This is a genomic window from Streptomyces sp. Y7, assembly GCF_043195415.1.
GTDB lineage: Bacteria > Actinomycetota > Actinomycetes > Streptomycetales > Streptomycetaceae > Streptomyces.
On record NZ_JBIDDQ010000021.1, the window covers coordinates 122,553 to 144,853 of the forward strand.

Here is a 22,301-nt window from a genome sequence, read left to right on the forward strand (position 1 = left end):
GAGACTCACGTGGCCATCCGCGTCCTACTGGTCGACGACCAGCCCCTGCTGCGTACCGGCTTCCGGATGATCCTGGAGGCCGAGCAGGACATCGCGGTCGTGGGCGAGGCCGGTGACGGCCTGCAGGCCCTCGATCAGGTGCGGGCCCTCCAGCCCGACGTGGTCCTCATGGACATCCGTATGCCCCGGATGGACGGGGTCGAGGCGACGCGGCAGATCACCGGGCCCGGGCGGGACGGTCCGGCGAAGGTGCTGGTGCTGACGACGTTCGATCTCGACGAGTACGTGGTGGAGGCGCTGAAGGCGGGCGCCAGCGGCTTCCTGCTGAAGGACGCCCCGGCCAACGAGCTGGTGCAGGCGATCCGGGTGGTCGCCGCCGGTGAGGCGATGCTCGCGCCGAGCATCACGCGCCGGCTGCTCGACAAGTACTCCGCGCATCTGCCGTCGGGCGACGAGCCGGTCCCGGACACCCTGCACACGCTCACCGAGCGGGAGGTGGAGGTCCTGAAGCTGGTGGCGCGGGGGCTGTCCAACGCCGAGATCGCCGCCGACCTGTTCGTCAGCGAGACGACCGTGAAGACCCATGTGGGGCATGTGCTGACCAAGCTGGGTCTGCGGGACCGTGTGCAGGCCGCGGTGTACGCCTACGAGAGCGGTCTGGTGCGTCCCGGCGCACAGTAGGAGACCGGGTCGCGACGAAGAGGGCGCCCCTTCCGGAAGGAAGGGGCGCCCTCGGCGTATCGGGCCGTGTACGGCACCCGTCAGCCCTTGCTCAGCTCCCAGAAGCGGAACACGGTGGAGGCGTCGAGGCAGTACTCCAGGCCGTAGACGTTGTCCCGGACGACCGCGTACTGCTTGGCCTGCCAGACCGGCAGGATCGGCAGTTCCTTGGCGACGATGTCCTGGAGCTGGCCGAAGTCGTCCTCGGTCGCGGCGCGGTCGCTCTCGGACGCGGTGCGCGGGATGAGCGTGCCGGTGATCGCGTTGTTGCTGTAGTTGTTGCTCAGCACGTTGCCCTTGCCGAAGAAGGGCGCCGTGAAGTTGTCGGCGTCCGGGTAGTCCGGGATCCAGCCCTTCACGTACACGCCGTACTTGCCGTCGGCGATGTCCTTCTCGTACTGGTCGAACGCGACGGACTGCACGTCGGCGTCGAAAAGGCCGCTGTCGTTGAGCTGCTTGGCGATCGCCTTCAACTCGTCGTCGGTGGCGGGGCCGTAGCGCGACGGGGTGGACCACAGGGTCAGCTTGACCTTGCCGTTCACGCCCTCTTCCTGGAGCGCGTCGGCGGCCTTGGCCCGGGAGGGGCGGGCGCCGTAGGTGTCGAAGAAGGCCGTGTTGTGGCCGCCGATACCGGCCGGGATGATCGAGTACAGCGGCGTCGCCGTGCCCTGGTAGACGTCCCTGATGAGGGCGTCACGGTCGAGCAGGTAGGCGATGGCCTTGCGCACGCCGAGCTTTCCGGTGACCGGGTCGTCCATGTTGAAGACCAGGTGCTGGACCTCGGCGCTGCCGCCCTCGACGACCTCTATGCCGCTGTCGCCGCCGGAGTTCTCGACGTCGGCGATGTCGCCGGCGGTGAGACCGCGGTAGGCGATGTCGACCTCGTTCTCCGTCAGGGCCTTCTTCAGGGCTTCCTGGTCGCCGTGGAAGAACTTCATCGTCACGCCGGAGTTCTGCACTTCGGCGGTGCCCTTGTAGCTCTCGTTGACCGAGAACACGGCCTCGTCGTCGTCGAACTTGTCGAGCTTGTACGGGCCGGAGCCGACCGCCTGGCCGTCCTCGCGCAGGCCGTCGGCGTCGTACTGGTCCTCGTCGACGATGGAGCCGGCGCCCGAGGCGATCTTGCTCGGGAAGGTGGCGTCGGAGGAGTTCAGCCGGAAGACGACCGTCTTGTCGTCGGGCGTCTCGACCTTGCTGAGGGTCGGGAACATGACCGCGGGGCCGTCGGGGTCATTGATCTTCAGCAGGCGGTCGAAGGAGAACTTCACGTCCTTCGAGGTCAGCTCGTCGCCGTTGCTGAACTTCAGGCCGTCCTTGAGCGTGCACTTGTAGACCGTGGCCCGAGTGTCGGAGAAGGCGCACTCCTCGGCGGCCTCGGGCTGCGGTTCCGTGGCGCCCTTGGGGAAGCTGAGCAGCGACTGGAAGACGTTGTTGAACAACAGCCAGGAGCCGGGGTCGTAGCCGGAGGCGGGGTCGGTGGCCAGGACGTCGTCGGACATCCCCATCACCACCGAGGTGCCGGTGCCGGCGGCGTCCCCCGTCTCCGTGCCGCAGCCGGTCAGCAGGCCGGAGGCCAGCCCTGCCACTACGGGCAGGACCGGCCACTGGTTGCGCATGTTCACGTACGAGTGCCTTGTCGTCGATTGTGAGGAACCCGTCCCGGGTCCCGGGCCAGGCCCGGCGTCCTGGTCGAGGGCGCCGGGCACGGAGAGACGTCAGCCGCTCACGCCACGGCCGAGCTCCCACAGCTGAAGGGTCGAGGAGGAGTTGAGGACGTACGCGGTGCCCGTGACGGCGTCGTTCGCCGCGACGTACTGCTTGCCCTGCCACAGCGGCAGCACCGGCACGTCGTTGGCCACGATGTCCTGGATCTCGGTGAGGCTGCCAGAGGCGGACAGCCGGTCGGCGACGCGGCGGGACTCCGGGATCAGGTCGCTGCGGATCGCGGAGTTGGCGTACGGCGAGCCGAGGAAGTTGTCCTTGTCGAGGAACGGCGCGAGGTAGTTGTCGGCGTCGGGGAAGTCCGGGAACCAGCCCATGCCGTAGACGTCGTACGCGCCCTTCTGCTCGGCGGGGCGGAACGTCGCCCAGGGCGTGCCCTTGATGTCGACCTCGAACAGGCCGCTGCCGTTGAGCTGCTTCTTCAGCAGCTCGAACTCCTTCTCGGTGGCCGAGCCGTAGTGGTCGGTCGTGTAGTGCAGGGTCAGCTTCACCGGGGTGGTGATCCCGGCCCCCTCCAGCAGCGACTTGGCCTTGCCGACGTTCGGGTCGCCGTACTTGTTGAAGAACGAGTTGGAGTGGCCGGTGATGCTGGCCGGGACCAGCGAGTACAGCGGCTCGGCCTGGGAGCCGTAGACCTTGGAGACGAGTTCGCCGCGGTCGACGACCTGGGCCATGGCCTGGCGGACGGCCTTGCTCTTGACCGTCGGGGCGTTGGTGTTGAAGGCCAGGTAGCGGATCTCCAGGCCGGACATGTCGACGAGGTCGACCTGGTCGTCGGAGTCGGCCGACAGCTTCTGGATCTGCTCGGGCGACATGGTGCGGGTCATCAGGTCGATGTCGCCCTTGTCGAGGGCGGTGCCCATCTCGTCGGCGTCCTCGAAGTTGCGCAGTTCGACCTTGTCGTTGTTCACCTTCAGGCTGCCCCGGTAGTGGGGGTTCTTGGTGAACACGGCGGAGACCAGCTTGTCGCCGTCGACCTCGGCCTTGAGGGTGTACGGTCCGGAGCCGTCCACGTCGAAGCCGTCGCGCAGCTGCTTCTTGGCGTAGATGTCGGGGTCGACGATGCCGGCGACCGGGGTCGACAGCTTGAACGGGAAGGTGGCGTCCGCGGTCTTGAGGTGGAAGATGACCTCGCTGTCGCCCTGGGTCTCGACGGTGTCGATCGTGGACAGCAGGGCGAAGACACCGCTGTCGGCCTTCAGGGCACGGGCGCGGTCGATGGAGTACTTCACGTCCGAGGCGGTGACCGGGTCGCCGTTGGCGAACTTCAGGTCCTTGCGCAGCGTGCAGGCGTAGCGCTCGTTGCCGCTGTCGGTGAAGCCGCAGCTCTGGGCGGCTTCGGGGACCGGTTCGCCCTCGCCGCGCGGCTGGATCATCAGGGTCTGCACGGTCTGGCGCAGGATGTTCCAGGTGCCGACGTCGTAGGCGAACGCCGGGTCGAGGGGGGCGGGAGCGTCCTTCGAGGCAGTGAACGCGTCGGTGGTGCCGACGACGATCGCGTCGCCGTTGTCGCTGCCGCTGTCGGTTCCGCCGCAGGCGGCGAGAACCGGCACGAGCAGGCCGATGACGGCCGGCAGCACCAAAGTCTTGCGGTTCATGCTCGGGTTTCTCCAGCTGTCGACTCCGTGTACCCGGCATGCAGGGGTGTCGCGGCGGATCACGGGGGTAGTTGCGATGTTCTCTCGATGAGATTAGTCCGCGCGCGCAGGAGGGTTCGAAGCGACCGGAGTTGAGGATCCATCACGGAGCGGAACCGGGCGCGGACGCAACGAAAACCTGAGCAGGGAAGGATTCGTGCACCGTCCCATCAATCGGGACACAAAGGTGCGTCCGGCACGTACGGTCGGGGGTCGACGGCACAGTGCCGGCTCCCTGTCGACCCCCGTGGGCGTGGCGAACATCACAAACTGGCCGGTCTTCGGGGGCGCCGGAATTCAGCCATCCGGAACGTTCGAATTTCCTTGCCGAATTCTCGCGTTATCGATGTTGCACGCTGGGTGAACGTCCGGCGCATTTGTGTTGTCAGGCGGCCATCAGCCCGCGCAGAAATGCCAGATCGACCTGTTCGAGGGAGGTCACGACGGTGCGGCGGGCGGCCGGCGCGATGGGGGCGATCGACGGTACGGCCACCACATGGCAGCCGGCCGCCTCCGCGGCGGCGACGCCGGTCGCGGTGTCCTCGACGACCGCGCATCTGGCCGGGTCGGCGCCCAGTCCGGCCGCGGCCAGCAGATACGGGTCCGGGTGCGGCTTGGTGCGCTCCACCTCGTCACCGGCGACGGTCAGCGCGAAGTGCTGGGGGCCGAGCGAGGTGAGGACGCGGTCGATGATGCGCCGGTGCGAGGCGGAGACCAGGGCCGTGGGGATCTCGTGCGCGGCCAGCTCGGCCAGCAGCCGGGCCGCTCCCGGCATCAGCGGCAGGGCGCGGTCGATCCGGTCCTCGAAGCCCTGGTTGAGCAGCACCGTGAGTTCGGCGAGCGCGATGTCGGCGCCGGTGGCCTCGATGAGGAAGCCGGCGCTGCGGGTCATCGGGCCGCCGACCACGACATGGCGCCAGGAGTCGTCGAGGGTGTGACCGAGGCCGGCGAAGATCTCGACCTCGACGTCCCACCAGAAGCCCTCCGTGTCCACCAGAGTGCCGTCCATGTCGAGGAGAACAGCCTGCAGAGCCGACCCATCGGCCGTACGGGTTACTGGCGCGGGGACCGTGCTGGTCATCCTGGCGCACCTCCTTGAGGGGCGGACAGGCCGGCTCCCGTCAAGGGAACCGGCCTGCGGTGGACCGTCCAGTGTACGACGTGCTTGGCCGAAGCGCCTGGTTTGGCCGGTGTGCCTCCGGGCACACCGGAAACACACCGGGGGACGCCCCGACCGGCCCGGACGCGGGCCCGGGGACGGCGGCGCCGGGCGCCTCACCGTGCGTTGAAGTACTTCGCCTCCGGGTGGTGGATCACGATCGCGTCCGTGGACTGCTCGGGGTGCAGCTGGAACTCCTCGGACAGCTGGACGCCGATGCGCTCGGGCTGGAGCAGGTCGGCGATCTTGGACCGGTCCTCCAGGTTCGGGCAGGCGCCGTAGCCGAGTGAGAAGCGGGCGCCGCGGTACTTCAGCGCGAACATGTCCTCCATCTCGGAGGGGTCCTCACCGGCGAAGCCGAGCTCGGAACGCACCCGCGCGTGCCAGTACTCGGCGAGCGCCTCGGCCAGCTGCACGGACAGGCCGTGCAGTTCGAGGTAGTCGCGGTAGGAGTTCGACTCGAAGAGCCGGGCGGTCTCCTCGCCGATGCGCGAGCCCACGGTGACGACCTGGAGGCCCACGACGTCGGTCTCGCCGGACTCCTGCGGACGGAAGAAGTCCGCGAGGCACAGCCGGCGGCCGCGGCGCTGGCGCGGGAAGGTGAAGCGGGTGCGCTCGTTGCCGTGCTCGTCGAGCAGGATCAGGTCGTCGTCCTTGGAGACGCAGGGGAAGTAGCCGTAGACGACGGCGGCTTCGAGGAGGTTCTCCGTCTGGAGCCTGTCGAGCAGGCCGCGCAGCCGCGGGCGGCCCTCGGTCTCGACGAGTTCCTGGTACGACGGCCCCTCTCCGCTGCGGACCTCCTTCAGGCCCCACTGGCCCTTGAACAGGGCGCCCTCGTCGAGCCAGGAGGCGTACTCCTTGAGCTGGATGCCCTTGATGACGCGGGTGCCCCAGAACGGCGGCTCGGGCACCGGGTTGTCGGTGGCGACGTCGGAGCGGACGTGGCCCTCCTCGGGACGCTCGTCCACGACGGCGGCGGTGGCGGCGGTGCGCACCCGGCGCTGCTTGAGCTCGGGCAGCTTCGCGCCGGGCACGCCGCGCTTGACGCCGATGAGGGCGTCCATGAGGCGCAGACCCTCGAACGCGTCACGCGCGTACCGGACTTCGCCCTCGTAGATCTCGTGCAGGTCCTGCTCGACGTAGGCGCGGGTCAGGGCCGCTCCGCCGAGGATGACCGGGTAATCCGCCGCGAGGCCGCGCTGGTTGAGCTCCTCCAGGTTCTCCTTCATGATCACCGTGGACTTCACCAGCAGACCGGACATGCCGATGACGTCGGCCCGGTGCTCCTCGGCGGCCTCCAGGATCGCGGAGACGGGCTGCTTGATGCCCAGGTTCACCACGTTGTAGCCGTTGTTGGACAGGATGATGTCCACGAGGTTCTTGCCGATGTCGTGCACGTCGCCGCGCACGGTGGCCAGCACGATGGTGCCCTTGCCGTCGGCGTCGGTCTTCTCCATGTGCGGTTCGAGGTAGGCGACGGCGGCCTTCATGACCTCGGCGGACTGGAGGACGAACGGCAGCTGCATCTGGCCGGAGCCGAACAGTTCGCCGACGACCTTCATGCCGTCCAGGAGCGTCTCGTTGACGATGTCGAGCGCCGGGCGGTCCTGGAGGGCCGCGTCGAGGTCGGGCTCCAGGCCGTTGCGCTCGCCGTCGATGATGCGGCGCTTGAGGCGCTCCTCCAGCGGGAGGGCGGCCAGTTCCTCGGCCTTGCCGGCCTTCAGGGACTTGGCGGTGGCGCCCTCGAAGAGCTGCATCAGCTTCTGGAGCGGGTCGTAGCCCTCGCTGCGGCGGTCGTGGATCAGGTCGAGGGCCGTCTGGACCTCTTCCTCGCTGAACCGGGCGATCGGCAGGATCTTCGAGGCGTGCACGATCGCCGAGTCCAGGCCCGCCTTGACGCACTCGTCGAGGAAGACGGAGTTCAGCAGGATGCGGGCGGCCGGGTTGAGGCCGAAGGAGATGTTCGACAGGCCCAGGGTGGTCTGGACGTCCGGGTGGCGGCGCTTGAGCTCGCGGATCGCCTCGATGGTGGCGATGCCGTCCTTGCGGGACTCCTCCTGACCGGTGCAGATGGTGAAGGTCAGCGTGTCGATGAGGATGTCGGACTCGTGGATGCCCCAGTTGCCGGTCAGGTCGTCGATCAGCCGTTCGGCGATCTCGACCTTCTTCTCCGGTGTGCGGGCCTGCCCCTCCTCGTCGATGGTCAGCGCGATCAGCGCGGCGCCGTGCTCCTGCGCCAGCTTGGTGACCTTCGCGAAGCGGGACTCGGGTCCGTCGCCGTCCTCGTAGTTGACGGAGTTGATGACCGCGCGGCCGCCGAGCTTCTCCAGGCCGGCCTGGATGACCGGCACCTCGGTGGAGTCGAGGACGATCGGCAGGGTGGAGGCGGTGGCGAAGCGGCCGGCGAGTTCCTCCATGTCGGCGACGCCGTCGCGGCCGACGTAGTCCACGCACAGGTCGAGCATGTGCGCGCCCTCGCGGATCTGCTCGCGCGCCATCTCCACGCAGTCGTCCCAGCGGGCCTCCAGCATGGCCTCGCGGAACTTCTTGGAGCCGTTGGCGTTGGTGCGCTCGCCGATGGCCAGGTAGGAGGTGTCCTGGCGGAACGGGACGGTCTGGTAGAGGGAGGCGGCACCGGGCTCGGGGCGCGGGGCGCGCTCGGTCGGGGTGACGCCCTGCACGCGCTGGACCAGCTGGCGCAGGTGCTCGGGGGTGGTGCCGCAGCAGCCGCCGATCAGGGAGAGGCCGTAGTCCCGTACGAAGGTCTCGTGGGCGTCGGCGAGTTCCGGGGCGGTGAGCGGGTAGGTGGCGCCGTTCTTGCCGAGGACCGGCAGGCCCGCGTTCGGCATGCACGACAGGGGGATGCGGGAGTGCCGGGAGAGGTAGCGCAGGTGCTCGCTCATCTCGGCGGGGCCGGTCGCGCAGTTCATGCCGATCATGTCGATGCCGAGGGGCTCCAGCGCGGTGAGCGCGGCGCCGATCTCGGAGCCCAGCAGCATGGTGCCGGTGGTCTCGACGGTGACGGAGACGATGATCGGAACGTCCAGGCCGGCGATCTCGCGGGCGCGCTGGGCGCCGATCACGGCCGCCTTGGTCTGGAGCAGGTCCTGGGTGGTCTCCACGATCAGGGCGTCGGCGCCGCCGGCGATCAGGCCCTCGGCGTTCTGCTGGAAGGCGTCGCGGATCGTGGTGTACCCGATGTGGCCGAGCGTGGGCAGCTTGGTGCCGGGCCCGATGGAGCCGAGGACCCAGCGCTGGCGGCCGTCGCGGGCGCCGAACGCGTCGGCGGTCTCGCGGGCGATACGGGCGCCCGCCTCGGACAGCTCGTACACGCGGTCGGCGATGTCGTACTCGGCCGCGGCGGCGTGGTTGGCGCCGAAGGTGTTGGTCTCCACGCAGTCCACGCCGGCGTCGTAGTACGCCTCGTGGACGGAGCGGACGATGTCCGGACGGGTGACGTTGAGGATTTCGTTGCAGCCCTCGAGGTTCTGAAAGTCCTCCAGGGTGGGTTCCTGGGCCTGCAACATGGTGCCCATCGCTCCGTCGGCGACCACCACTCGGGTGGCGAGCGCCTCACGGAGTGCGGACACGCGGGTCCGGCTGTCGGCGGAAGGGGTCGGTGGCAACGAGGCCATGAAAGGGCTCCCTGGAGTGCGACGGCTGTCGGCTTTGCACCCGGCGCGGAACGGTCCGCTGTGGGCGCACGCCGCCAGGGTAGCCGGGTCCGCACGGAAGTGGTCGGTCGGTCCACGACGCGGGACGGAGCGCGGCGGCAGGATCGATCTTCGGCCACGGGTCCGGTGAAGGACGCGCACGGATACCGGCCGACCATTAGCGAGAGGTCGTCATCGACCGGTAGTGTTCGACATTGCCGAACGGCGGCAGCGACGTCGCAGGGTCGACGGTCGAAGGGGACGGAGGCAGCACGGCGATGGCACGGAACATCCAGTCGCTCGAACGGGCGGCCGCGATGCTGCGGCTCCTCGCGGGCGGCGAGCGACGCCTCGGCCTGTCGGACATCGCCTCCTCCCTGGGCCTCGCCAAAGGCACCGCCCACGGGATCCTGCGCACCCTCCAGCAGGAGGGCTTCGTCGAGCAGGACGAGGCCTCGGGCCGCTATCAGCTGGGCGCCGAGCTGCTGCGCCTGGGCACCACCTATCTGGACGTGCACGAGCTGCGGGCGCGCGCCCTGGTCTGGACGGACGACCTGGCCCGCTCCAGCGGCGAGAGCGTCTATCTGGGTGTCCTGCACCAGCAGGGCGTCCTGATCGTGCACCACGTCTTCCGCCCCGACGACAGCCGGCAGGTGCTGGAGATCGGCGCCATGCAGCCGTTGCACTCCACGGCGCTCGGCAAGGTGCTGTCCGCGTACGACCCGGTGGCGCACAGCGAGGCGATCGAGGCCGACCGCAAGGCGTTCACGGACCGCACGATGTGCGAACTGGACGGCTTCGAGCACATCCTCGACATGACACGCGCGCGTGGGTACGCCGCGGACGTCGAGGAGACCTGGGAAGGCGTCTCCTCCGTGGCCGCCCCCATCCACGACCGGCGCCGCATGCCGGTCGGCGCGGTCGGCATCACCGGCGCCGTGGAACGGCTGTGCCGGGACGGCGAACTGCGCCCCGAGCTGATCGCGGCGGTGCGGGACTGCGCGCGGGCCGTGTCACGGGATCTGGGTGCCGGACGCTTCTGAGCGCCGCACGGACAAGTAGGAGCCGACCGGGACGTCCTTGGACGTTCCGGTCCTTGGCATAACCACACATAGCGGGATCAACGGGACCACGGGAACACAGCGTGTCCCCTACGCCGCAGTACGCGTTCGATCGAGCAGTGTCGACAAATCAACACATCCGATAACGATCGAGCATTCGATAACAGGACCCTTGACGCACGCCTTACGCCGGGACAAGACTCCCGTCCATCGGTCGGCATTGTCGAACACCTACCGGCAATACGCGCTAGAGTGTGACAGTGCCAAGGGCCGGCATCGCCCTCACCCCCGAGGGCAACGCGAACCACCGGTGGGACCCGGGGTTCGGCTTCCCCTGGACGAAGGACAAAGGAGTCGCGGGTGTCCAGCTCCGACATCTTCATCGGCGAGACCATCGGTACCGCCATACTCATCCTGCTCGGCGGTGGCGTCTGCGCCGCCGTCACGCTGAAGGCCTCCAAGGCTCGCAACGCCGGCTGGCTCGCCATCACCTTCGGGTGGGGCTTCGCGGTGCTCACGGCGGTCTACACCTCGGCGCCGCTGTCCGGTGCCCACCTGAACCCGGCCGTCACGGTCGCACTCGCGATCAAGGACAACGACTGGAGCAACGTTCCGACGTACTTCGCCGGACAGCTCCTCGGCGCCATGATCGGTGCCGCCCTGGTCTGGGTCGCCTACTACGGCCAGTTCCACGCCCACCTCACCGACAAGGAGATCGTCGGCGGTCCGGGCGCGCAGGCCACGACCGCCAAGGCCGTCGAGGCCCAGGAGAAGGGCGCCGGCCCGGTCCTGGGCATCTTCTCCACCGGTCCCGAGATCCGGAACGCGGTGCAGAACCTCCTCACGGAGATCATCGGCACGGTCGTGCTGGTGCTCGCGGTCCTCACCCAGGGCCTGAACGACAGTGGCAAGGGCCTGGGCACCCTGGGCGCCCTGATCACCGCACTCGTGGTCGTCTCCATCGGTCTGTCGCTCGGCGGCCCGACCGGTTACGCGATCAACCCGGCCCGTGACCTCGGTCCGCGCATCGTGCACGCCCTCCTGCCCCTGCCCAACAAGGGCGGCTCGGACTGGGGCTACGCCTGGATCCCGGTGGTCGGTCCGCTCATCGGCGGCGCCATCGCGGCAGGCATCTACAACGTCGCTTTCGCTTAGGAACAGTGAGTTCACCCATCCGGGTGAGATGCACCGAAACTCTCAGCGCGCGCCGTACGTAAAGCCCCATAACCACGGAACTTCCAGGAGCTAACTGTGACCGACGCCCACACCGCCGGCCCCTTCATCGCCGCGATCGACCAGGGCACCACCTCGTCCCGCTGCATCGTCTTCGACCGCGACGGACGCATCGTCTCCGTCGACCAGAAGGAGCACGAGCAGATCTTCCCGAAGCCGGGCTGGGTCGAGCACAACGCCAACGAGATCTGGACCAACGTCCAGGAGGTCGTCGCCGGAGCCGTCCAGAAGGCCGGCATCACCCGTGACGACATCAAGGCCATCGGCATCACCAACCAGCGCGAGACCACCGTGCTGTGGGACAAGAACACCGGTGAGCCCGTCCACAACGCCATCGTCTGGCAGGACACCCGCACCGACGCGCTCTGCAAGGAGCTCGGCCGCAACGTCGGGCAGGACCGCTTCCGCCGTGAGACCGGTCTGCCCCTCGCCTCCTACTTCGCCGGCCCCAAGGCCCGCTGGCTGCTGGACAACGTCGAGGGCCTCAAGGAGCGCGCCGCGGCCGGCGACATCCTCTTCGGCACCATGGACACCTGGGTCATCTGGAACCTGACCGGCGGTGTCAACGGCGGCAAGCACGTCACCGACGTCACCAACGCGTCCCGCACCATGCTGATGAACCTCCACACCATGGAGTGGGACGACAAGATCGCCGAGTCGATCGGCGTGCCGCTGCAGATCCTGCCCGAGATCCGCTCCTCCGCGGAGGTCTACGGCGAGGTCACCGGCGGCAAGCTGGGCGACCTGCTCGGCGGCATCCCGGTCGCTTCCGCGCTCGGCGACCAGCAGGCGGCCCTGTTCGGCCAGACCTGTTTCTCCGAGGGCGAGGTCAAGTCGACGTACGGCACCGGCACCTTCATGGTGATGAACACCGGTGACAAGATCATCAACTCCTACGCGGGGCTGCTGACCACCGTCGGCTACAAGATCGGCGAACAGGACACGGTCTACGCCCTGGAGGGCTCGATCGCCGTCACGGGCTCCCTGGTGCAGTGGATGCGCGACCAGATGGGCCTGATCTCCACCGCAGCCGAGATCGAGACGCTCGCGCTCTCGGTCGAGGACAACGGCGGCGCCTACTTCGTGCCGGCCTTCTCCGGCCTGTTCGCCCCGCACTGGCGTTCCGACGCCCGCGGTGTGATCGCCGGTCTGACCCGGTACGTCACCAAGGCGCACCTCGCGCGCGCCGTCCTGGAGGCCACCGCCTGGCAGACCCGGGAGATCGCCGACGCCATGGTCAAGGACTCCGGCGACGAGCTGGTGGCCCTCAAGGTCGACGGCGGCATGACCTCCAACAACCTGCTGATGCAGACCCTCTCGGACTTCCTGGACGCCCCCGTGGTGCGCCCGATGGTCGCCGAGACCACCTGCCTCGGCGCCGCCTACGCCGCCGGTCTCGCCGTCGGCTTCTGGTCCAGCACCGACGAGCTTCGTGCCAACTGGCGCCGGGCCGCCGAGTGGACCCCCCGCATGGACGCGGAGACCCGCGACCGTGAGTACAAGAACTGGCTCAAGGCCGTCGAGCGGACCATGGGCTGGATCGAGGACGACGAGAGCTGAACGGCTCTCGCCCGCTCTCGAACTCTGATGAGGAGTAAGAACCCGAAATGACCAGTCAGACCACCCTGCAGTCCGTGCCTGCCCTCGGTACGCGCCCGGCCTCCGGCTTCAACCCGAGCCGAGCCGAGACCCGGGAGCAGCTCTCCAAGGCGTCGTACGACCTCCTCGTGATCGGCGGCGGCATCCTGGGCATCTCCACCGCCTGGCACGCCGCGCAGTCCGGCCTCAGGGTGGCTCTGGTCGACGCCGGCGACTTCGCCGGCGCCACCTCCTCCGCCTCCTCCAAGCTGCTCCACGGCGGTCTGCGCTACCTGCAGACCGGCGCGGTGAAGCTGGTGGCGGAGAACCACTTCGAGCGCCGTGCGGTCTCCCGCCAGGTGGCTCCCCACCTGGCGAACCCGCTCACGTTCTACCTCCCCGTGTACAAGGGCGGGCCGCACGGCGCCGCGAAGCTCGGAGCGGGCGTCTTCGCCTACTCCGCGCTCTCCGCCTTCGGTGACGGCGTCGGCCACCTCCTCTCCCCCGCCAAGGCGGCGCAGGACGTGCCCGAGCTGCGCACCGACAACCTCAAGGCCGTGGCCGTGTACGGCGACGACCAGATGAACGACGCGCGCATGGCGCTGATGACGGTCCGCGGGGCCGTCGAGGCGGGCGCGGTCGTGCTCAACCACGCCGAGGTCACCGGCCTGCGCTTCACCAAGGGCCGGGTGACCGGCGCCGACCTGAAGGACCGCCTGTCCGGGGACGAGTTCGGCGTCAACGCCCGTCTCGTGCTGAACGCGACCGGCCCCTGGGTCGACCACCTGCGCAAGATGGAGGACCCGAACGCGGCCCCGTCGATCCGGCTGTCGAAGGGCGCGCACCTGGTCCTGAAGCGGACGGCGCCCTGGAAGGCCGCGCTCGCGACCCCGATCGACAAGTACCGCATCACGTTCGCCCTGCCCTGGGAGGACATGCTGCTGCTCGGCACCACGGACGAGGAGTTCGAGGGCGACCCGGCGGACGTCTCGGTCAACGACAAGGACATAGCCCAGATCCTGGACGAGGCCGCGTTCTCGATCCGGGACCAGCAGCTGGACCGCGATCTGATCACGTACGCGTTCGCGGGTCTGCGGGTGCTGCCCGGCGGTCCCGGTGACACGGCGAAGGCCAAGCGCGAGACGGTCGTGACCGAGGGCACCGGCGGCATGCTGTCCGTCGCGGGCGGCAAGTGGACGACCTTCCGGCACATCGGCCGCACGATCATGAAGAAGCTGGAGGCGCTGCCGGGCCACCCGCTCGGCGACGACTTCGAGCCCATCTCCTCCCTGCCGAAGAAGCTGCCGCTGCCGGGCATCGCCAACCCGCGCGCGGTCGCGCACCGGCTGCTCACCGACCGTCCGGCGCCGGGTCCGCGCATGGCGGCCGACACGGCGAAGCACCTGGCGACGCACTACGGCTCCCTCGCCTTCGACATCGCCCGCATCGCCAACGAGAACCCGGAGCTGGGCGAGCGCGTCCACCCGGACGCCCCGGAGATCTGGGCGCAGGTCGTCTACGCCCGGGACAACGAGTGGGCGGAGACGCAGGACGACGTGCTGCGCCGCCGTACGACGCTGACGATCCGGGGTCTTGCCACGGACGACGTCCGGGCGAAGGTGCAGGACCTGCTCGACAAGAAGTGACCTCGCAGGCGTCGGACGAGGTTTCCGCCGGATGGACCTCTCCCGACGCCGGGTCCGGCCAACTCCCCTGACCAGGCCGGACCGCACGAGGGCGGCCCCTTCCGCACCGGGGCCGGCCACGACCGGAAGGGGCGGCTCCCGCCGATGGAGCCGCCCCTTCCGCCTGCGTGGAACCGGTGCGCAGCCCGGCGGCGCCGGGCTTCCGGCAGCCCTCCGATTGCTTCCGCGCGCCCCTCCCCCGCACCGGTGAATCGGCGTTCCGAGCCCTGCACGGCGGCTACAAAAGTGCCTTTGCACAGGGTTCGGGCAGGCACGGGGAGCGTCGGGTCATGAGTGGCGGATGGCGGAGTGCGCGGCTGCGCCGACGCGTGGCGTTCGGGGTGTGCGCAGCGGCGCTGGTGGCGCTGGCGGCCGTGCTGCGCGCGATCGACGACGTGAGTGCCGCGAGCGTGCTCGTCTCCGTGATCGGCGCGGTCGTGTCGGTCGCCGCGCTCCTCGCCGACGTGCTGCGCGGCGACGCCGACCCCCTGCCCCAGCCGGCCGCGGCGTTACGGCACCGGGCCGCGGACGCGCTCGCCGATGCGGTACGAGAGCAGTGGACGGCGGAGTTCCGGCTGCGCAGGCTCCAGGACCCGGAGCCGGTGGACGTGCGGTGGGTCGCGGCGGATCCGCGACTGGCCGACCATCCGGAGAACGTCCCCCGGATCCCCGCGCCCCGCGACGGCGAACGGCAACTGGGCGGCATCGTGGACGCGTTCGCGGGCACCCCGGGCCGCCGGCTCGTGGTCCTCGGCGGACCCGGTTCCGGCAAGAGCGTGCTGGCCCTGCGGTTCACCCTGGACCGGCTGGCCGCCCGGCCGCCCGGCGGCGCGGTGCCGGTGATCTTCCCGCTGGCCGGCTGGGACCCCCGGCACAGCGGGCTGCGCGACTGGCTCGCCGAGCGCCTGGCCACCGACCACCGCCCCCTGGCCGCACTCGCGGACGGGCGGCGCACCCTGGCGCGCGCCCTGCTCGACACCGGACTGGTGCTGCCCGTCCTCGACGGCTTCGACGAGCTGCCGCAGGACGTGTACGGGGAGGCCGTACGGCGGGTCAACGCCGAACTCGACGACGACGTACCGCTGTTGCTGACCAGCCGTCCGCAGGCCTGGGCGACGGCCGTGGACGAGGGCGACGTCCTCACGGCCGCCCAGGTCGTGGAGCTCGTGCCGCTGGACATCGGGCAGTCGGCGGCGTATCTGGAGCGCACCGCCCGGCCCCTGCCCGGCGACGGAGGCCGCCGGGCGACGGTGTGGACGCCGGTGCTGCGGTACCTGCAGGAGGACCCGGGGCACCCGCTGGCCGCGGTCCTGACGGTGCCGCTGATGGTGGCTCTGGCCCGCACCGTCTACGGCGACAGGTCCCGGGATCCGGCCGAACTCCTGGACGGCGCACGCTTCGAGAACGCCGAGCGGATCGAGGAACACCTGCTGGAGGCGTTCGTGCCGGCGGCGTTCCACGACGCCGGGGACCGGGGCGCGGTGGAGGCGAGGCGCCGGCTCGGGGCGCTGGCGCGGGAGTTGCAGAAGCGCGGGACCGGGCGCCTCGGCTGGTGGGAGCTGGAGTCCATGGCGCCGCGGCTGCTGCGGGTGTACGCGCCGGGGCTCGTGGCGATGGCGGCGACCGCCGTGCTGCTGCTCCCCGGGCTGCTGAGCCGTGCGTCGGCGGATCTGGCCACCGTGGAGGACGCCGGTTCGTTCGTGACGAACCTGGTGGGCCAGACGCTGGGCTACTCGCTCGGGGTGGCGTTCCTGCTGCCGCCGGTGGCCGGCCGGGTGCGCCGGATCGTCTTCCTGCGCCGGCAGTTGGTGATCACCACCGCGGCCGCGGGTGTGCTGTGGGCGGGCTTCGCGCTCCGGGACGATCTGCGTTTCGGCTACCGGTTCGGCGCGGTGACCGACGGCTGGCTGCCGGACCTGTTCGGGGGCTGTCTGTTCGCGCTGTTGTTCACACTGTTCTTCGGCATCGCGGGACTGCCGAGGCGTCCCGTGCCGCTGAGCCTGCCCTGGGCGGGCCATCACCGGCGGCGGGCCGCCGCCCGGGGCTGCGGGGGCGCGCTCCTGGTGGGCGGCGTCGCCGTGGTCGGCGGGGTGCTGATCGGGGTGGCCGACAGCCCCTGGACCGCGCTCATCGGCACGGTCTGCGCGGTGGCGGGCGTCGTGCTGCTGCTGAGCGCCACCCGGCGGGCCGAGCGGGACAGCGCCCCACGGGCCCGGCCCGGCCGGATCACCGGGCGCTTCGCGGCGGAGCTGGCGCGGGGCACGGCGGCGACGCTGCTGATCGGCGTGGTCGCGACCGGTGTCGGAGGCGCCGCCGCGGTGAGTGTCACGGTGCTCAAGTCGGGCTCCCGGGACGACCTCGACGGGCGGCGGATCGAGAACTGGGAGTTCCGGGAGGGGCACGGGGTGCGGGTCGCGCGCACCGAGCGGCCGGTGCGGGGCACACTGCTGTACCCCGCCGGGCGCACCCGGCCGGTGGCCTACCCGAAGGGGACGACACCGCCGAACTGCGAGGTGCCGCTGCTGACGGACCGGCGGTGCCGTGCCTTCGTCTCCGCCGGCACCGAGTTCCGGTCGCACCGGGGCGCCGTGGTCCTGCGTCTGGCGACCTCGGGCGGCCCGGTGACGGCCGAGGCGGCGGGCATGCGGGACGCGCTGCCGCCGCGGGGCCGTGACTGGCTCACCGAGGGGCCCGTGGGGGGCGTCGCCGGGCGGCTCCTTCCGCCGATCCTCGCGGCGGGCCTCCTGGTCGGGGTGGTCGGCGGCTGCGTGTGCGGGGTCCATCACGCCCTGAGCGCGCCGTCCGACGTGATGCGAGCGGCGGGTCCCCGGTCCTCGCTGCGCACCGACCGCACGGCCACCTTCGTGCGGGGCGGTGTCGCGGCCCTGGTCACCGGTGCCGTCTGCCTGCCGGTCGTGGCCTTCTCCCGGGACTGGGGCGGGTTCATGCACGCGGGCACCCAGCTGTGGGTTCCCGTCGGCACCGCCGCACTCGCCCTGAGCGCCTGGGGCCGCCTGGCCGTCACCCGGGTCTGGCTCGCCGTGTCCGGCCGTATGCCGTGGCGGCTCATGGCGTTCCTGGACGAGGCGCACCGCCGGGGGGTGCTGCGGCAGTCGGGGGCGTACTACGAGTTCCGGCATCTGCGGCTGCAGCGGCAACTGGCCTCGGAGCCGGCGCCCCATGCCGAGGAGCAGCGGCTTCACGCACGCGGGTAGCCGCTCGGGGGCCCGGACCGGAGCCCCGCATAATGGCGGGATACGTCGGATGTCTCAGGACGACATCCTGAACGACAGGGAGGCCGGCCATGGCAGTCACCGACGAGGCGATCGAGAAGATCAAGGGCATGATCGTCTCCGGCGCCCTGCGCCCCGGCGACCGGCTCCCCAAGGAGAGCGAGCTGGCCGCCGAACTCGGGCTGTCGCGCAACTCCCTGCGGGAGGCCGTGCGTGCCCTGTCGCTGATCCGGATCCTGGACGTGCGGCAGGGCGACGGTACCTATGTCACGAGCCTCGATCCGCAGTTGCTGCTGGAGGCGCTGAGCTTCGTCGTCGACTTCCACCGCGACGACACGGTCCTGGAGTTCCTCGCCGTACGCCGCATCCTGGAGCCCGCGGCCACGGCGATGGCGGCGTCCCGGATCAGTGAGCAGCAACTGAGCGCCCTGTCGGCCCAGTTGGACAAGCTGGGCGAGGCCCCGTCGGTGGAGGAACTCGTCGCCTGCGACCTGGAGTTCCACCGGGGCATCGTGCAGAGCTCCGGCAACTCCGTGCTGTGCTCGCTGCTGGACGGCCTGTCCGGACCGACGACCCGGGCGCGTATCTGGCGGGGCCTGACCCAGGAGGACGCGGTCAGCCGGACCCTGCACGAGCACCGCGCGGTCCTGGCGGCCCTGCGCGACCGGGACGCGGAGGCGGCACGGTCATGGGCGACGGTGCACATCGCGAGCGTGGAGCAGTGGCTGCGGTCCACGCTGTGAGTCAGGGCCGCGGCGGCGGGTCGGCGCCCCCGGACCCACCGCCGGGTGCGGCCGCGGCCTCGGCAAGGCGGTGCTGCAGCTCGATGTGGCGGAACTGGTAGACGGCGCCGGTGCGGCGCAGGACACCCCGGTGTTCGTGAGCGTCGGTGAGAAAGGCGACGACGTCGAAGGGCGCCCCGGCGCGCAGGGCCAGATAGCAGCGGGCGACCGCGTAGCGGGGCCAGGCCGACTGACGGATCCCGATGGCCAGCCCCGTCAGCAACGACGGGACCAGCCCCACCACATAGGCCCACTGCCCGTTCCCGTCCGTGGTCGCGCCCCACACCCCCGTGGACCCCCAGACGGTGGCGCACCAGCCCTGAGTGCCGATCACCACGGCACCGACCACCACCGCCGTCAGGACACAGGTGCCGAGCGTGCGCCGGTCGTTGACCAGCAGGGCGCGGCCGTCGACACCGGCGCCGAGGTCGACCGGAACCGTCCGCAGGCCGTTCAGGAGCAGACAGGCCACCGCGAACACGGCGCCCACCTGGAGTGCCGCCCAGCCCGCCGCCACGGGATCGGCGGGCGCGAGGTACATCCGGGTGGAGCCACCGGAGAGCACGTCCGCGAGCAGCCCCTCCAGCAGGATGCTGCCCCCGAGGAGCAGCCCGCCCAGCAGCCCTCGGCACACGCCCCTCGCACTCCACCGCCAGCGCACCCGGGCGACGGGACAGGCGGGGTCCGTGCCCACGCCGTCCCTGCCGACGGCCGCCGCCGCGATGCCGTAGAGCAGGGCGCTGACGGTTCCGCAGGCGTTGCCGAAGCAGAGTCCGTAGCAGATCGCGGCGACGAACCCGGTCGCCGGAAGCCGCCAGTCCCAGTCGGCGGGCAGCCGCACACCGGTCCGGCCGCCGAAGGCGAACCCGCAGATGATCACCCCGACGAGGGCCAGGGAGCCACCGTCGGCCAGGCGGCGCAGCACGAGTTCGGCCCAGACGTCGGGAGCGACGGCTGCCGCGCACAGCAACGTGACGGTCAGGGCCGCCGAGAGACCTCCCGCCAGGCCGCCGCAGATCCCCGCCGCCACGACCCCGAGTCCGCCGCGCTCCTCCCATCGCGGCGACGAAGGCACCTGCGGCGCGAAGGCGTGGGTGACTTCCATGCCCACGCCCTCCACCAGCCAGCCCAGCGTGCCCAGCAGGACACCGGCCAGCACCTGGGGCAGGGCACTCGGCAGGGCATGGCCCAGTTTCCACCACGCCACCTCGGCCGCCCCGTCCGCACCGCGCTCCATGTGCCGCGCCAGGAACCGCAGCACCTGCCGGGCCTCACGCACGGTCCACGGACACGGCCGCTCCGTCCGCGGCCGGTAGGCGGCATCGACGAACGCGTCGAGCAGATGCCGCTCCACCGCCGCCCGCGTCGGGCGCCGCAGCAACTCGGCCGGATCGGGCAGCGCGCCCTCACCCTCCCCCGGCCGCGGGTTGTACACCGAGCGTGCCAGCGAGACCGTCAACGGGCTGGTGAGCGCCCGCGCCACCGGTGTGCCCGTGCCCAGCGCCGCCACCACCGGCACCCAGCGGGCCGCGGCCGCGGTGCCCTCGCCGCCCGCGTCCCGCAGCAGATAGCGGGCGACTTCCTGTGCGTCCAGCGGTTCCAGCTCGATCCCGGCCATGCCGGAGAGCCGCGCCGGCACGCCCGTGCGGGGCCGCAGCGCCGCCCGGTACTCGGCGGGGCGGCTCGAGAGCACCAGTCCGCGGCCGTACGGCAACGCCTCGCCGATGCGGTGCAGCGCCAACCCGCTCGTGCCGGCGGGCAGTTCGTCGAACCCGTCCAGCACCGGGAGCACCAGCCGCCGCTCCAGCAGCATCCGGGCGAGCGAGACGTCCCCGTACTCCCCCGGCGCCGGTGCGCCCAGTGCGGCGTGGTCCTGCACCAGCTTGCGCTCCATCCAGCCCCGTAGATCCACGGCCGCCGGATTCCACGAGGCCAGCGGGAAGAGCACGGGCACCGGATCGCCCGCCGCGCGGTCCTCGATCAGCGCGAGCAGCAGCCGTACGAGCAGCAGCGTCTTGCCCGATCCCGGGGCGCCCAGCACCAGCAGCCGTGGATCGGGCATCCGGCCCGCGAGGATCGTGCCGATCTCGTCGTCCCGGCCCGCCAGGCCCCGCGTCACCTCGGCGAGGTCGGTGTCGGCGCCGCGCCAGGCGACCGGCAGCGGATACGGGTCCGCAAGCCGCCGCGCCCGCGCCTCCGCCTCCCACTGCCGGCGTACGGCGACGGCGAGCCGGTCGGCGACCGCGCCGGGGTCCGTCGGCGTGGCCGCCGCCTCGGCGCGGTCCGCCCGGTAGGCGCTCCACGCCAGGTAGGCGCCGGCCAGGGTGGGCAGCAGCGCGGCGACCACGGCCGCCGGGTCCTCGACGCGCGGGGCGACCAGCAGCGCCCCCAGCGTCCCCGCCCCGAGCAGCGTCAGATAGACGATCCCGACCCGCCGCACGCGCGACCTGGGCGCAACTCCGCTCACCCGAGGCAGAGTTCCGCAGCCGTGCCCCCGGCCCGGAGCCGTTCCGGCCATGGCCACACGAGTGGGTGACGGGTCCGGCCGACCCGGCGCGCCGGTGGTCGTGCCACGCGCGGGACCGGTCGGTCATCGGATCTCTGAACGATCATCCGACGTATGATGCGGTCATGCGTACGGTGGCCTGGACACGACCTGAACTGTCGCCGAACCGCCCTGATCAGCGGCCGCGACCGCCGGGGACAGCTCGGATGACTGCGGGGTGTTCCGGGGTGACGAACGGGGCAGTGATCCGTTCATGCCCCCCGTGCAAGGGGGCTGCGGGCGCCCCCGCCGCACGCCGTAAGGTTGGTTCGTCAGGCGAGGGCACGTCGGAAGGAGGCACTGGGTGATCGAGCTCGAGGGGGTTCCCGAGCTGATCGACCCGGTCATGGTGGCCGCGTTCGAGGGCTGGAACGATGCCGGCGACGCCGCCTCCACCGCGGTCGCGCATCTGGACAGGGAATGGAAGGGCGAGGTCTTCGCGGCGCTGGACGCCGAGGACTACTACGACTTCCAGGTGAACCGCCCCACCGTGTGGATGGACGCGGGTGTCCGCAAGATCACGTGGCCCACGACCCGGCTCTCCGTGGTCCGGGTCGGCGGCGAGAAGCCGCGCGATCTCGTACTCGTCCGAGGAATCGAACCGTCCATGCGCTGGCGCTCGTTCTGCAACGAGCTCCTCGGCTTCGCGCACGAGCTGGGCGTGGAGCTGGTGGTCATCCTGGGCGCCCTGCTCGGCGACACCCCGCACACCCGTCCGGTCCCGATCAGCGGCACCACGTCCGACCCGGACCTGGCCCGCCGGATGGATCTGGAGGAGACCAAGTACGAGGGTCCGACCGGCATCGTCGGCGTGCTCCAGGAAGCGTGCACGCACGCGGGCGTGCCGGCCGTCAGCCTGTGGGCCGCCGTACCGCACTACGTCTCCCAGCCGCCGAACCCGAAGGCGACGCTGGCCCTGCTCAACCGGCTGGAAGACCTGATCGACGTCCGTATCCCGCTGGGCGAGCTGCCCGAGGACGCGCGCGCCTGGCAGGTCGGCGTGGACCAGCTGGCCGCCGAGGACAGCGAGGTCGCCGAGTACGTGCAGACGCTGGAGGAGGCCCGCGACACCGCGGAGCTGCCGGAGGCGTCGGGCGAGGCCATCGCGCGCGAGTTCGAGCGGTATCTGCGGCGCCGGGACGGCGGCCCGTCGCCCGGCGACCGTACCCGTCCGCCGATGCCCCCGAAGCCGGGCAACAAGGACGACGACGAGGACACCTCGGACGACTGAGGCTCCCCGAGCCGAGGAAGTGGGCGGTGCGCGGGACCCCGCCCCCCCCCCAACCCGTGCGG

General features: G+C 71.0%; 13 protein-coding genes. 8 read left to right on the plus strand and 5 right to left on the minus strand.

Translation table 11 applies throughout. The features are described from left to right. The first annotated feature begins 9 nt into the window (after positions 1-9). Complete coding sequence (locus tag ACGFW6_RS34845; protein WP_190073527.1) at positions 10-681, plus strand: response regulator transcription factor; 672 nt, start codon at positions 10-12, stop codon at positions 679-681. 80 nt (positions 682-761) lie between these two features. On the opposite strand, the gene ACGFW6_RS34850 is transcribed toward ACGFW6_RS34845, so the two are convergent. The 4 genes from ACGFW6_RS34850 to metH all read right to left on the minus strand — a co-directional run bounded on the left by ACGFW6_RS34850 (position 762) and on the right by metH (position 8,873). After that, complete coding sequence (locus ACGFW6_RS34850) at positions 762-2,342, minus strand: ABC transporter substrate-binding protein (RefSeq protein WP_393519138.1); 1,581 nt, start codon at positions 2,340-2,342, stop codon at positions 762-764. Positions 2,343-2,435: 93 nt separating this feature from the next. Further along, positions 2,436-4,040 (minus strand): ABC transporter substrate-binding protein, encoded by a 1,605-nt coding sequence (locus ACGFW6_RS34855; protein WP_393519141.1) that lies wholly within the window; start codon positions 4,038-4,040, stop codon positions 2,436-2,438. Positions 4,041-4,464: 424 nt separating this feature from the next. Next, a complete protein-coding gene (locus ACGFW6_RS34860; protein ID WP_393519144.1) occupies positions 4,465-5,160 on the minus strand; it encodes an HAD family hydrolase in 696 nt (231 codons plus the stop codon). A gap of 194 nt (positions 5,161-5,354) precedes the next feature. Next, positions 5,355-8,873: a methionine synthase gene (gene metH, locus ACGFW6_RS34865; protein ID WP_393519147.1), complete on the minus strand. Its 3,519-nt coding sequence runs from the start codon at positions 8,871-8,873 to the stop codon at positions 5,355-5,357. A gap of 296 nt (positions 8,874-9,169) precedes the next feature. Between metH and ACGFW6_RS34870 the strand changes: the two genes are divergently transcribed. The 6 genes from ACGFW6_RS34870 to ACGFW6_RS34895 all read left to right on the plus strand — a co-directional run bounded on the left by ACGFW6_RS34870 (position 9,170) and on the right by ACGFW6_RS34895 (position 18,424). Next, complete coding sequence (locus tag ACGFW6_RS34870; protein ID WP_393519150.1) at positions 9,170-9,934, plus strand: IclR family transcriptional regulator; 765 nt, start codon at positions 9,170-9,172, stop codon at positions 9,932-9,934. 378 nt (positions 9,935-10,312) lie between these two features. Then, positions 10,313-11,107 carry an MIP/aquaporin family protein gene (locus ACGFW6_RS34875; RefSeq protein WP_369168118.1) on the plus strand — a complete coding sequence of 265 codons (795 nt, stop codon included), beginning with the start codon at positions 10,313-10,315 and terminating at the stop codon, positions 11,105-11,107. A 96-nt stretch (positions 11,108-11,203) separates the two neighbouring features. Further along, positions 11,204-12,745 (plus strand): glycerol kinase GlpK, encoded by a 1,542-nt coding sequence (glpK, locus tag ACGFW6_RS34880; RefSeq protein ID WP_393519154.1) that lies wholly within the window; start codon positions 11,204-11,206, stop codon positions 12,743-12,745. Between the two features lie 47 nt (positions 12,746-12,792). Then, positions 12,793-14,409 (plus strand): FAD-dependent oxidoreductase, encoded by a 1,617-nt coding sequence (locus ACGFW6_RS34885; RefSeq protein ID WP_393519157.1) that lies wholly within the window; start codon positions 12,793-12,795, stop codon positions 14,407-14,409. Between the two features lie 329 nt (positions 14,410-14,738). Further along, a complete protein-coding gene (locus ACGFW6_RS34890) occupies positions 14,739-17,663 on the plus strand; it encodes an NACHT domain-containing protein (RefSeq protein WP_393519160.1) in 2,925 nt (974 codons plus the stop codon). 89 nt (positions 17,664-17,752) lie between these two features. After that, positions 17,753-18,424, plus strand: coding sequence for a FadR/GntR family transcriptional regulator (locus ACGFW6_RS34895; RefSeq protein ID WP_393519162.1), 672 nt, complete (start codon positions 17,753-17,755; stop codon positions 18,422-18,424). Between the two features lies 1 nt (position 18,425). Here the strand turns inward: ACGFW6_RS34895 and ACGFW6_RS34900 are convergent, their stop codons facing one another. Beyond that, the gene (locus ACGFW6_RS34900; RefSeq protein WP_393519165.1) at positions 18,426-20,930 is read right to left on the minus strand and encodes an NACHT domain-containing protein; all 2,505 of its coding nucleotides are present in this window, start codon (positions 20,928-20,930) and stop codon (positions 18,426-18,428) included. A 382-nt stretch (positions 20,931-21,312) separates the two neighbouring features. Here ACGFW6_RS34900 and ACGFW6_RS34905 point away from each other — a divergent pair, with 382 nt between their 5' ends. Next, positions 21,313-22,239, plus strand: coding sequence for a PAC2 family protein (locus tag ACGFW6_RS34905; protein WP_393519168.1), 927 nt, complete (start codon positions 21,313-21,315; stop codon positions 22,237-22,239). Positions 22,240-22,301 lie beyond the last annotated feature (62 nt).